At 68.9% G+C, this 12608-nt stretch carries 10 protein-coding genes and 1 pseudogene; 5 read left to right on the top strand and 6 right to left on the bottom strand.

Going from position 1 to position 12608, the window contains the following annotated elements; translation table 11 throughout:
• Positions 1-21 precede the first annotated feature (21 nt).
• On the bottom strand, positions 22-1212 hold the full coding sequence (gene xylA, locus ASG83_RS08460) for a xylose isomerase (protein WP_055859926.1): 1191 nt from the start codon (positions 1210-1212) through the stop codon (positions 22-24).
• A gap of 92 nt (positions 1213-1304) precedes the next feature.
• Here xylA and ASG83_RS08455 point away from each other — a divergent pair, with 92 nt between their 5' ends.
• The 4 genes and pseudogenes from ASG83_RS08455 to ASG83_RS08445 all read left to right on the top strand — a co-directional run bounded on the left by ASG83_RS08455 (position 1305) and on the right by ASG83_RS08445 (position 6143).
• Positions 1305-2534 carry an ROK family transcriptional regulator gene (locus tag ASG83_RS08455; protein WP_055859923.1) on the top strand — a complete coding sequence of 410 codons (1230 nt, stop codon included), beginning with the start codon at positions 1305-1307 and terminating at the stop codon, positions 2532-2534.
• 165 nt (positions 2535-2699) lie between these two features.
• Positions 2700-4065: pseudogene (locus ASG83_RS13445) on the top strand (NERD domain-containing protein); the annotation flags it as partial.
• Positions 4066-4484: 419 nt separating this feature from the next.
• Complete coding sequence (locus tag ASG83_RS13440; RefSeq protein WP_369813396.1) at positions 4485-4718, top strand: 3'-5' exonuclease; 234 nt, start codon at positions 4485-4487, stop codon at positions 4716-4718.
• Positions 4719-4991: 273 nt separating this feature from the next.
• Positions 4992-6143 carry a hypothetical protein gene (locus tag ASG83_RS08445; protein WP_235460140.1) on the top strand — a complete coding sequence of 384 codons (1152 nt, stop codon included), beginning with the start codon at positions 4992-4994 and terminating at the stop codon, positions 6141-6143.
• A gap of 734 nt (positions 6144-6877) precedes the next feature.
• Here ASG83_RS08445 and ASG83_RS12495 read toward each other — a convergent pair.
• The 4 genes from ASG83_RS12495 to gatC all read right to left on the bottom strand — a co-directional run bounded on the left by ASG83_RS12495 (position 6878) and on the right by gatC (position 11532).
• On the bottom strand, positions 6878-8068 hold the full coding sequence (locus ASG83_RS12495; protein ID WP_082599238.1) for an AAA family ATPase: 1191 nt from the start codon (positions 8066-8068) through the stop codon (positions 6878-6880).
• Between the two features lie 103 nt (positions 8069-8171).
• On the bottom strand, positions 8172-9686 hold the full coding sequence (gene gatB, locus ASG83_RS08435; RefSeq protein ID WP_055859917.1) for an Asp-tRNA(Asn)/Glu-tRNA(Gln) amidotransferase subunit GatB: 1515 nt from the start codon (positions 9684-9686) through the stop codon (positions 8172-8174).
• Complete coding sequence (gatA, locus tag ASG83_RS08430) at positions 9686-11236, bottom strand: Asp-tRNA(Asn)/Glu-tRNA(Gln) amidotransferase subunit GatA (RefSeq protein WP_055859916.1); 1551 nt, start codon at positions 11234-11236, stop codon at positions 9686-9688. The genes gatB and gatA overlap by 1 nt, the downstream gene beginning before the upstream one ends.
• Complete coding sequence (gene gatC / locus ASG83_RS08425) at positions 11233-11532, bottom strand: Asp-tRNA(Asn)/Glu-tRNA(Gln) amidotransferase subunit GatC (protein WP_055859915.1); 300 nt, start codon at positions 11530-11532, stop codon at positions 11233-11235. Before gatC ends, gatA begins: the two co-directional genes overlap by 4 nt.
• Positions 11533-11644: 112 nt before the next feature.
• On the opposite strand from gatC, the gene ASG83_RS08420 reads away from it, so the two are divergent.
• Complete coding sequence (locus ASG83_RS08420; RefSeq protein ID WP_162253796.1) at positions 11645-12070, top strand: META domain-containing protein; 426 nt, start codon at positions 11645-11647, stop codon at positions 12068-12070.
• A 19-nt stretch (positions 12071-12089) separates the two neighbouring features.
• On the opposite strand, the gene ASG83_RS08415 is transcribed toward ASG83_RS08420, so the two are convergent.
• A complete protein-coding gene (locus tag ASG83_RS08415) occupies positions 12090-12533 on the bottom strand; it encodes a hypothetical protein (RefSeq protein ID WP_055859913.1) in 444 nt (147 codons plus the stop codon).
• Positions 12534-12608 lie beyond the last annotated feature (75 nt).

The raw sequence follows: 12608 nt of genomic DNA, 5'->3' as shown, positions 1-12608 counted from the left end.
CCTGTCTGGGGGCGGGTGGGGCTAGCGGGCGCCCATGAGGTGCTCGGTCGCGAGCTGCTGCAGACGCAGGAAGCCGAAGCCCTTGCCATTGAAGTACGCGCCGGAATCGAACTGCTCGAAGGCGGTCGTGTCATCGAGCAGGTCGCGGATGCTCTCGCCCTCGCCGAGCGTCGGCTGCGACAGCTCGGCGACGCGGGCCGCCGCGAGGGCCTCCTGCACCTCCGGGTCGGCGCGGAACGCCGCCGCGCGCTCTTTCAGCAGGAGGTAGGTGCGCATGTTGGCCCTCGCGCTCTCCCACACGCCGATCTCGTCCTCGGTGCGGCTGGGCTTGTAGTCGAAGTGGCGCGGGCCGTCGTAGGCGCTGCCGCCATTCGGGCCGCCGTTCTCGAGCAGGTCGACGAGCGAGAAAGCGTTGTGGAGGTCGCCATGGCCGAAGACGAGATCCTGGTCGTACTTGATGCCGCGCTGGCCGTTGAGGTCGATGTGGAAGAGCTTGCCCGCCTCGAGCGCCTGCGCGATGCCGGCGGTGAAGTTGAGGCCCGCCATCTGCTCGTGCCCGACCTCGGGGTTGAGACCGACGAGCTCGGGGTGCTCGAGCGTCTCGATGAACGCCATCGCGTGGCCGAGGGTCGGCAGCAAGATGTCGCCGCGCGGCTCGTTGGGCTTCGGCTCGATCGCGAAGCGGATGCCGTAGCCCTGCTCGGTGACGTACTGCGTCAGCAGGTTGACGGCCTCGCGGTAGCGCTCGATCGCGGCGCCGACGTTCTTGGCCGAGTCGTACTCGGCGCCCTCGCGCCCGCCCCACATGACGAAGGTGTGTGCGCCGAGCTCGGCGGCGAGGTCGAGGTTGCGCAGCACCTTGCGCAGCGCGAATCGGCGCACGGCGCGGTCGTTGGAGGTGAAGCCGCCGTCCTTGAACACCGGCGCGCTGAAGAGGTTCGTCGTGATCATCGGAACCTTCAGGCCCGTCGCCTGCGTCGCGGCGATGAGGCGGTCGATCTGCGCGCGGCGTTCGGCGTCGCTCGAGCCGAAGGCGAAGAGGTCGTCGTCGTGGAGGGTCAGGCCGTAGGCGCCGAGCTCGGTGAGCTTCTCGACGACGTGGACGACGTCGAGGGGGGCGCGAGTGGGGCCGCCGAACGGATCGGCACCGTTGTACCCGACGGTCCATAGGCCGAAGGTGAACTTGTCGGCGGGGGTGGGCGTCGTTGCCATGGGGTGTCTCCTCGAGGCGCGGGGCGATGTGCGCGTTATTTGTTGGTGAGCACAACGTATCATGGGCGCTGCGGACACGCCAGACTGGACGCATGGCGACGAGAGGGCCGACGACGATGGACGCAGGAGCGGTGCGTCGCCGCAATCTCTCCGCGGTGCTCGAGCTCGTGCACCTGCGCCGCGGCGTCACGCGCGCCGACCTCACGCGGGCCCTCGGCCTCAACCGCTCGACCATCGGCGATCTCGTCGCGGTGCTCGCCGAGCACGGCTGGGTCGATGAGCGCGACGACGCACCACGCGCGGGCGTCGGCCGGCCGAGCCCCCGGGTCGTGCCCAGGGATGCCCGGCTCGTTGCCGCGATCAACCCCGAGGTCGACGTGATCGACATCGCGCTCGTGTCGCTCGGCGGCGCCATCGTCGCCCGGCGACGGGTGCCACTGTCGGAGACCCCCACCGTCGCCGCGACCGTCGAGATCTCCGCCCGCACGATCGCCGAGCTCGGCGCCGAACACCCCGAGAGCACTGTGGTCGCCGCGGGCGTAGCCGTGCCGGGCCTCGTGCGGACCGAGGACGGCCTCGTGCGGCTCGCGCCGCGATTGGGATGGCGGGAGGAGCCGCTCGCCGCTCCGCTCGCGGCAGCCCTGGGCATCCCCGTCGCCGCCGCGAACGACGCGCACCTCGGCAGCCGCGCCGAGCAGTCGTTCGGGGCCGGGCAGGGCGCCCGGACGATGCTCTACCTCAACGGCGGCCCGAGCGGCATCGGCGGCGGACTCGTCGTCGACGGGCAGCCCATGGACGGCGTCGCCGGCTACGCCGGCGAGCTCGGGCACGCGAGCGTCGACCCGAACGGGCCGCTCTGCGCGTGCGGCGCTGTCGGGTGCCTCGAGGCGCTCGTGCCGCGCTCGGCGCTCGCGGCGGCCGTCAGGCTCGAGCACCCCGACGACGATGCGCTCGAGAGCGCGCTGCTCACGGCGATCGTCGCGGAGGAGGCCGGAGGACCCGTCCACGAGGAGGTCGCGCGGCAGCTGCGATGGCTCGCGATCGCCCTCCGCGGCGCCGTCAACCTACTGAACCCCGAGCGGGTCGTGCTCGGCGGCCATCTCGCGGCGCTGTGGCGCGCGGCCGACCGCGACCAGCGGGCATCCCTCCTCGGTCAGGCGCTACCGGTCAACGCAGCCGACGCGACGATCGAGGTCGCGGCGCTCGGCGGGCAGCGGCTGCTCATCGGAGCCGCCGAGCTCGCGTGGGACGGCTTGCTCGCCGACCCGCTCTCGGCGGGGGACGCGACCGCGAGCACGATCAACCCAACTCGAGGTTCGTAGTCCAAGCGCGGGCCGAGTGCGATGCGTTCGGTGACGACTTTCTGCGCACCACATTCCTCGAGAAGTCTGCCGCACCCCTAGAGACCCCCCGAAGAGGGCTCACGCGCGACCGCCCGAACCCACCGCCCGTCCCGCAGACTGGAGGTCTACTCAGCAAGGGGGCGCATGAGCGAGGCGGGAAGGTCTGCGGGCACCGAGGCTCGCCGTCTCGTCGCCATCGCCGATGAGCACGAGCGCCTCGCCGCCATCGCGCGCGACGAGGCGCAGCGGTGGATGGTCGCGAACCGCACCGAGCGCCAGGTCGCCGGCACCCTCGCGCCGCTGACCGCGCAGGGCTACACCTTCCTCCACGACCGCGGCTGGCCCGGAGCTCGCCGCGGCAGTCGCGCGCAGATCGACCACGTGCTCGTCGGGCCCGGCGGCGTCTTCGTCGTCGACACCAAGGGCTGGAAAGACGTCACGATCGCCGCGGGCCGCATCTTCCGCGGCCAGGCCGACGTCACCGACGAGCTCGGCGGCCTCGCCGACGTCGGCTACAGCACCGAAGCCGCCCTCGCCGAGCTCGGCCTCGCACCCGGCGAGGTGCACGTGCTCGTCGTCCTCGCCGGGTCGTCGATGCCGCCCACTCCCCTGCAGGGTCTCGGCGGCCTCATGGTGGTCGGCGAGCGGGCCGCCGCGAAGCACATCGCCGGGTTCGGGCGCCGCCTGACCGACAAGCAGCAGAACGCCGTGCTGAGCCTGGTGCTCGACCACTTCCCGCTCGTGGGCGAGGCTCCGCTCGAACTCGACGTGAGCATCCCTGACCCGATCGTCACCGAGGCCGAGCCTCTGCTGACGCTCGACGAGATCGCCGACACCTTTCTGGCTGGGATGCTCGCCGCCCCCATCGAGGAGTGGATGGCCTTCCTGCACCCCGACCAGGCGAAGCTCGTGCGGCGCAGCTTCAGCGGTCCCTCACGCATCCGCGGCCCGGCAGGATGCGGCAAGACCGTCGTCGGGCTGCATCGTGCGGCGTACCTGGCTCGAGCATCCACCGGTCGCGTCATCGTCACCACCTACGTGCGCACGCTGCCCGACGTGCTCGCCACGCTCATGACGCGGCTCGCGCCGGAGGTGGCCGACCGGGTGGAGTTCACCGGCATCCACCAGTTCGCGCTGCGAGTGCTGCGCGAGCGCGGGCACCGGGTGGCCGTGAAGCTGCCCGAGGCGAATCAGGCCTTCACCCGCGCGTGGGCGCAGGTCGGCGCGCGCGGCCCGCTCGCCGAGCTCGACCGCAACACCAAGTACTGGCACGACGAGCTGCTGCACGTCATCAAGGGCCGCGGCCTGACGAACTTCGAGCAGTACGCCGACCTCGCCCGCGCTGGCCGCCGCCGACGGCTGAGCGTCGACCAGCGCCGCGAGGTCTGGCGGCTCTACCGGCAGTACCAGCAGAACCTCCGCGACGCGGACGTCATGGATTTCGAAGACGTCATCCTGCGGGCCGAGGCGTCGCTGCGCGAGCGCCCGCTCGAGGGAGTCAGCGCGGTCGNCCGCCCCGACGGTCTGACGCTCATCGGCGACGGCCAGCAGACCATCTACCCCGGCGGCTACACGCTCTCCGAGGCCGGGCTCACCGTCACCGGACGCGGCGTCGTGCTCTCGACGAACTACCGCAACACCCGCGAGATCGCGGCGTTCGCGGCGACGGTCGTCGAAGGCGACGAGTTCGTCGACATCGAAGGCGGCGCGCTGCGAGGGGATGCGGCGGTCGCCATTCCGAGGACGGGCCCCGCCCCGCAGTCGGCGGTGTTCACCTCCGCGACAGAGCACGACGAGGCTCTCGTGTCGCACGTGCGGTCTCTCGTCATCTCAGGCGTCTCGGCCGGAGACATCGGCGTGCTCTGCGCCACGAACCGCGACGCCGACGCGTGTGCTGGCGCGCTGCGTCGTGCCGGCCTCGAGACGGTCATGCTGACCGACTACTCCGGGGTGGTCACCGACCGTGTGAAGGTCGGCACGATCAAGCGCGCCAAGGGGCTCGAGTTCAAGCAGGTGCTCGTAGCGCGAGTGCGCGAGTCACTGTTCGGCACAACCGTGCCCGAGGGTGATGGTGCGCGAGAGCGCTGGGACATCGAAAAGCGCGAACTCTACGTCGGGATGACGCGCGCTCGCGACGGTCTCTGGATCGGTCGCCTCCGATGACCAAGCCGACGCCAGACGGCGCCACCCAGCAGCGACTTATCCACCCGTTCGAACAGAAAGCAGAGAACCTCGATGCCGGCTAAACCCTCAGCCCCCGAGCCCGCCTGGAACGCAGCCCGCCTGATCCCCACCTCAGGCATTAACGGAGCGGACGAACAGGAACGCCGAGCGACCTCTGCTCTGCTCGCTGTGCTGTCTGCGGTACGGGACTTTGGGAAGACCCTCACGCAGCCCATGGGTGCACCCGCGGCCAGTCTCGAGACATTCATCGAGGTGCCCTTCACGATCGGGGAGCGCCGGGTGTACCCGGACGGCCTTATCCGTGCGACCCGAGGTGCGAAGTCCTGGACGGCGCTCGTCGAAGTGAAGACGGGCACCAACGTCTTGGAAACGGCGCAGCTTGAGGACTACCTCGATGTGGCTCGCGAACAGGGCTTCGACGCGCTGATCACCATCTCCAATGAGATCCCCTCCGCGATGGGCACGCACCCCACCGTGGTCGACGGGCGAAAGCTGAAGAAAGTCGCGATCCACCACTACTCGTGGTCAGAGATTCTCACCGCGGCCGTTGTCCAGAAGGAGCACCGAGGGATCGCCGACCCGGAGCAGGCCTGGATTCTCGGCGAGCTGATCCGCTACCTCGAGCACCCGAAGTCCGGCGCTCTGTCTTTCGAGGACATGGGTCCAAACTGGGTCCCGGTTCGCGAAGCGCTCGGCTCGGGCACCCTCCGAGCCAACGACAAGGGCGTCGCTGAAGTAGCGAGCCGGTTCGACGCGCTCCTCCGATACGCAGGGCTACGCCTTGGACGACAGCTCGGTTCCGAAGTCCTCCCCGCCCTGAGCCGTGCCGAGGCAGCCGACCCGAAGGCTCGAAGCGCTCGCCTGGTCGCCGACCTCGTTCGCGACGGTCAGCTCCGTGGCGGCCTGCGAATCCCGGGCGCCGTGTCCGACCTCGCCGTTGTTGCCGACCTCCGCGCCGGCACGATCACTGCCTCATTCGAGCTTGATGCTCCGAAGGAAGGGCGGCCGACGACCCGGGTGAACTGGCTGGTGCGTCAGCTGAAGGACGCGCCGCCGAGCGTGCGGATCGAGGCGACTCCCGTCCGTTCGAGCAGCGGACCGGCTGCGCTATTGGGTGCCGTGCGTGACAGCCCGACGCTGCTTGTTCCCGAATCCGGACGAGACATCAAGACGTTCGCCGTCGCGCGCTCGGTGCCAATGGGCGCGAAGCGCGGAACGGGACGAGGCTCGTTCATCGACTCGATGGTCGATGCGATCGACTGCGCCTACCTCGAAATCGGACAGGTGCTGAAGGCGTGGTCGGCCACGCCGCCGAAACTCCGTCCCGCGCAGGTCGTAGAGACCGAACCCGGGATCGATAGCGCCCTGCCTTCCGCAGCGCTGTCTTCGCAAGACAACGAGTGAAACTCTCCGTGTGTACGGCGGCGGTGTCGTAATGAGCTGGCTGGGGAGGTGTCCGCCCAAGCTCGGGGTCATTGCTAGCTAAAGGCCGAGTGCATCTACTTTTTGGACGAAAAGGTCGAAAGAGTGGCTAGCAGCCTTAGGTGAGCGCACCCATCCCTTCTCACGAACAATCTTTGCAATGCTTGGAGCGTCGCTCTCTCGGTAGTCGCGCGAGGAAGACTTGGAACGAGTATTACGTCGAACGAATTCTTTCGCGTCCGCGATTAGCCCGACTCTCTTCCCTCCCACACTTGGAGCAGACCAGCTACTAACGTGAAGCTCAAAGGAATCGGGCCACTGGAGCAGCCAAGACTCCATTTCCCACGCAGGCGCAGCCGCCCACACCTGGTTGTAGCCACCCGCTCGGAACGACCGCTCAAGCCGATCGGAGACCGCCACATGCGCAGGCTCGAGACCGTCGCAGTCTTCATGAGCGAACACGGCTACTACCTGAGCATCTACAGATGCGGCGTCGATAACCTTGCCAACCCTCGAGACCCTGCTTGGAATTGAACCAGTTGGCGCATCGCGAAGGTTGACCTGTGGCTTACGTCGAGTCTCAATCCTGACCGAATCATCGGAAAGTAGTGCAAGTAGAAATTCTCTGAGCGCTTTGGTGTCGTTCTCGCTCTCGCCAAAAATCAAGATCACCCTGGGCAACGCGCGGGCACCGCGTTGTCGCCGGCGAGGAGCCGTCAACGGGGAACCCCTCCAAGCTCGCCAGAGAACCAAAGTTCTCCGAGGGACAAGTCGCCACCAAGCGCCCTCTCCTTAGCCGCAATAGTCTCTGCGTCGACGGCCGGGAGTCGCGTACTCCCATCGGCACTCCGCTCGACCACAATCAACTCGTCGGGGCTCAGCCGGCTGACCAGCGACGGCGAGTGGGTTGCCACCAGGAGTTGCGTCCTCGTCGACGCTTCGCGGAGGCGCTCTACTAGGCGGTCCAAGATGTATGGGTGTAGTCCGTGATCGATCTCTTCGATGCAAGTGAGGAGAGGCGGATGAGGGTCGTATAACAAAGCCAAGAGTGCCAGGACTCGCACGGTACCAAAAGACGCGTCGGCGAGATAAGTTGAGTCCCTGAGCCCCCTCTCGACAATCTTCACTGCAACAGCCGGCTGAGCTCCCCCGAAGTACTCGAATTCTAAAGATTCAAAACCAGGAATCATCGCGCGAGCATCGTCGATAAAATCAAAGTACGATTGTCCTGACTCACGCAGACTCAGGATTACGGATGCCAAGTTGTTAGCATCCGCGGCTAGAGAATCGTCACCCAGGACCCCGGGCAACCGAGCCTTTTCAACGTCCACATTGAACACGCGGAAAGTCGTGAATAGTCGGGCGAATTTGTCGACTTCTTCTCCTCCCTCGTTTGAAGGGAGACGTCGGAGAGTCGATAGAGCCAAGGAGTCGCTCCTGAGCGGCAGCTCCCTTTCGGCCGTCTGCCCCCCACGAGAGTCAACGATCTCGGCTCGACTTCCGCTCACGGTGATGCGGCGCCCTCGCCCCTGGACACGCTTGAAAACGAAGTCTTCGCTCCGGAGTAGCAGTGAGCCGCTCGACATGGCTCTGGTCGAGAATCCCAACTTGTACTCGTCAGGCGCGTTCTCGCTGCTGTGCTCAGTGACGTTCGCCCAGATGTGAATTCTCACGCGGCCGGACTCAGTTTTCTTCCCACGAAATCGGACCCGGTCGATTCCCCCGCGCATCCCAAGCGCCTCTGGAAGGTCGAGTCTCGCAGAATCACCCAGGAACTCGATGAGGTCCAGGAAGTTGGATTTTCCGGCCCCGTTTGCCCCTACCAGCACATTGAGCGGCTGCAGATCTACATCGATGTCTTGAAGGCTACGGAAGTTGGAGGCGACGATACGAAGAAGTGGCCTCATGGGATAACCGTACAGCCAAGCGAACAAGTGGGAATGGAGCCACTCCAACGCCGCACGCGTCACACCCAGGCACCGTCACTCGCTCGCCGGGAGCGCCCTCACCTCAGCCTGCGGCACGCTCCAGCACCAGCTCGCGCACGCGAGCCGCATCTGCCTTGCCGCCCATCGCCTTCATGACCGCACCGATCACGGCTCCGGCGGCCTGCACCTTGCCGTCGCGGATCTTCTCGAGCACGTCGGGCTGCTGCGCGAGCGCCGCGTCGACCGCAGCGATGAGCGCCCCGTCGTCTGAGACGACCTCGAGCCCACGAGCCGACACGACATCGGCCGGCGAGCCCTCCCCCGCGATGACACCCTCGACGACCTGACGCGCGAGTCGATCGGTCAGCGACCCCGACTCGACGAGCGCCACGATCTCCGCGACGTGAGCAGGCGAAATCAGCGCGGCCGCCTCGGCGTTCTGCGCGTTGGCGATGCGGGCGATCTCGCCCGTCCACCACTTGCGCGCCTGCTGGGGTGAGGCGCCCGCGGCGACCGTGTCCGTCACCTCGACGAGCAGACCCGAATTCACGACGTCGCGGAACTCCAGGTCGCTGAAGCCCCACTCCTCCTTCAGGCGACGACGGCGAGCCGCCGGCGCCTCCGGTAGCGCGGCGCGCAGCTCGGCGATGAGCTGCGGCGTCGGCGCGACGGGCAGCAGGTCGGGCTCGGGGAAGTAGCGGTAGTCATCCGCGTCGCTCTTCGGGCGGCCGGGCGAGGTCGCGCCGGTGTCTTCGTGCCAGTGCCGGGTCTCCTGCGTGATGGTCCCACCGGCAGCCAGGATGGCGGCCTGGCGCTGGATCTCGTACCGCACGGCCCGCTCGACGCTCCGCAGCGAGTTGACGTTCTTCGTCTCGGTTCGGGTGCCGAGTGCGGCCTGCCCGCGCGGGCGCAGCGAGACGTTCGCGTCGCAGCGCAGGTTGCCGCGCTCCATGCGGGCCTCCGAGATGCCGAGGGCGCGCACGATGTCGCGGATCGTCGACACGTACGCCTTCGCGAGCTCCGGCGCGCGGTGCTCGGCGCCGTAGATCGGCTTCGTCACGATCTCGACGAGCGGCACACCGGCGCGGTTGTAGTCGACGAGCGAGTACTCGGCGCCCTGGATGCGGCCGGTCGAGCCGCCGACGTGCGTGAGCTTGCCGGCGTCCTCCTCCATGTGGGCGCGCTCGATGGGAACCTGCACGAGCGTGCCGTCCTCGAGCTCGACCTCGAGCATCCCCTCGAAGGCGATCGGCTCGTCGTACTGGCTGATCTGGTAGTTCTTCGCGAGGTCGGGGTAGAAGTAGTTCTTGCGCGCGAACCGGCTCGTCGGCGCGATCTGGCAGCCGAGCGCGAGCCCGAGCGAGATCGAGTAGCGCACGGCCGTCTCGTTCACGACAGGGAGCGAGCCCGGCAGGCCGAGGCACACGGGCGTGATCGCCGTGTTCGGCTCGGTGATCTCGTGGCCGCCGAACGCCGGGTTCGGGGCGTCGGAGAACATCTTCGTCTGCGTCGACAGCTCGACGTGCACCTCGAAGCCGAGCACGGGCTCGAACAGCTCGAGGGCCTTGTCGAAGTCCATCAGCTCTGCCTTCGCCATCAGCGGGCCCCTCCGTTCGATCCGAGCGCCGTCGCGAGCCCATTCGCACCGAGCTCAGGTGCCTGGCTCCACAGCGAGTGACCCCAGTTGCCCTCGAGCAGCTGCTCGATCGCGGCACCAGCCTCGTAGAGGCGCGCGTCGTGGCGCGCGGGCGCCATGAGCTGCAGGCCCGTCGGCAGGCCGTCTTCGGGCGCGAGGCCCATCGGCAGGCCCATGCCGGGCACGCCGGCGAGGTTCGCGGGGATCGTCGTGACGTCGTTGAGGTACATCGCGAGCGGGTCGGCGAGCTTCTCGCCGAACTTGAAGGCCGTCGTCGGCGCCGAGGGCGAGACGAGGACGTCGGCCTTCTCGAACGCGGCGTCGAAGTCGCGCTGGATGAGCGTGCGCACCTTCTGCGCGCTGCCGTAGTAGGCGTCGTAGTATCCGGCGCTGAGCGCGTACGTGCCGAGGATGATGCGGCGCTTCACCTCGGGGCCGAACCCGGCCTCGCGCGTGGCCGCCATGACGTCCTCGACCGTTCCGGTCACGTTCGCGCGCATGCCGAAGCGCACCGAGTCGAACTTCGCGAGGTTGCTCGACGCCTCCGCCGGCAGGATCAGGTAGTAGGCGGCGACCGCGTACTCGAAGTGCGGGCAGCTCACCTCGACGATCTCGGCACCGGACGCGGCCAGCAGGTCGAGGGTCTCGTGGTACCGCTGCTTCACGCCGGACTGGAAGCCCTCGCCCTCGAGCTCCTTCACGACCCCGACGCGGATGCCCTTCAGCACGTCGCCCGTCAGCCCGCGCCGCGCCGCCTCGGCCATCGAGGGCCACTGGTCGGGGATGCTCGTCGCGTCCCGGGGGTCGTGCCCGCCGATGACGTCGTGCACGAGCGCGGCATCCAGCACCGTGCGCGACACGGGGCCCACCTGGTCGAGGCTGCTCGCGAGGGCGATCGCGCCATAGCGGCTCACGCCGCCGTACGTCGGCTTGACGCCGACCGTGCCGGTGACGGCGCCGGGCTGGCGGATCGAGCCGCCCGTGTCGGAGCCGAGCGCGACGGGCGCCTCGAACGCGGCGACGGCCGCGGCCGAGCCGCCGCCCGAGCCGCCGGGGATCCGCTCGAGATCCCACGGGTTCCTCGTCGGGCCGTAGGCCGAGTGCTCGGTGGAGGAGCCCATCGCGAACTCGTCCATGTTGGTCTTGCCGAGCGGAACCATGCGGGCGGCACGGAGGCGCGCGACAACCGTCGCGTCGTACGGCGGCACCCACCCCTCGAGGATCTTCGAGCCCGACGTCGACGGCATGTCGATCGTGCAGAGGACGTCCTTGATGGCGATCGGCACGCCCGCGAGCTCGGGCAGCGCGACACCGGCGGCGCGGTCGGCGTCGACCTGGCGGGCGGTCTCGAGAGCGTCCTTCGAGACGTGGAGGAAGGCGTGCACGTCGCCGTCGACGGCGGCGATGCGGTCGAGGTGGGCCTGCGTGACCTCGACGCTCGAGACCTCGCCCGTGCTGAGGCGGTGCGCGAGGTCGGCGGCGGTGGCGCGGGTCAGATCGGCGGCGCTCACTGCTCCTCCCCCAGGATCGCGGTGACGCGGAAGCGGCTGCCGTCGTGGTCGGGCGCGCCCGCGAGGGCCTGCTCGGTCGTGAGCGTCTGGCCGGGCACGTCGGGGCGCATGCCGCCCGTGAGCGGAATCGGGTGGCTCGTCGCGGCGACCTCGGGCGTCGCGACCTCCTGCACCTTCGCCACGGAGTCGACGATCGCGCCGAGCTCACCCGTGAGCTTCTCGATCTCGTCGTCGGTCAGGGCGATGCGCGCGAGCATCGCCAGATGGGCGACGCGCTCGGGCGTGATCTCAGACATGCAGCTCCCTCGAGGGCCGTCAGTGGGGGGATGAACCCAGTCTAGTGAGGGCTCGCGGGGCGATCCGCGGGGGGTCATACTGGGCGCAGAACCACCCGAGAGGCGGTCGATGATGACCAGGATCAGACGACGGATGCGCGCCCTCGCGCTGCTCGCTCCGCTCGCTCTCGCGACGCTCCTGGGCGGCTGCGCCGACACCGCCGCGGAACCGCTGCAGGGCGCGTGGGTGCTCACGAGCGGCGCGGATGCCCGAGGCGCGCTCATCGACGCGGCGAGCCCCATCACGCTCGAGATTCAGGGCCGCGACTTCTCGGGCCGCAGCCCCTGCAACAGCTACAGCGGCACCCTCACCGGTTCGGCCGGCGGCCTGGGCCTCGGAGACTTCGCGTCGACCGAGGCCGCGTGCGCCGACCCGGAGCAGATGGAGCTCGAGGGCCGCTACTACGCAGCCCTGGGCGAGGTCGAGCGGGCGGAGCGCAGCGCCGGCGAGCTCGTGCTCACCGGGCCGGGCGTCGAGCTCGTGTTCGCCGCCGACTGAGCGGGACTGCGTCGCGGGCTCAGGCCGTCGGCCGGCACTCGCTCTCGCCCTGGAGCGTCGCGGCGCCCTCGCTGACGCGGAGGATGAACAGTTCGCCGAACTCGCTCGTCGCGGAGACCTCGACGACGTCGCCGACGAGCTGACGCTCCACGGACATCCCGTCGTCTCGCCACGCCTGCTCGACGGCGTCGGCGGTGCGCTCGACCGAGGCCGGAGCCTCGCCGATGCGGAGGGCCGGATAGCGGTGGCCTGGCACCCACAGCGGGATGGTGCACTCGCGCGAGGTGGGGTCGTCGTCGACCTGCCAGTCGCCGCCGATCGTGCGCTGCGTCTCGTCGATGACGGCGATGAAGCGGTCGCGCGCCTCGGTGTCGGAGACCCCGCTCGGGCCCTCCAGCGCGCAGCCGCTGAGGCCCAGGAGCAACATCGCCGCCACGGGCCCGAGGAACGACGGTCTCAGCATGGTCATCCGTTCGCGCGGGGTGCGAGGGCACAGTAGCACCGCGCACCGACGCGACCGCCGAGGCGCTGGTGGACG

Origin of the sequence: Yonghaparkia sp. Soil809, from assembly GCF_001429705.1 — a bacterium.
Lineage (GTDB): Bacteria > Actinomycetota > Actinomycetes > Actinomycetales > Microbacteriaceae > Microcella.
Note: the sequence above shows the minus strand (reverse complement) of the source record. Positions and strands in the feature narration are given on the sequence as shown.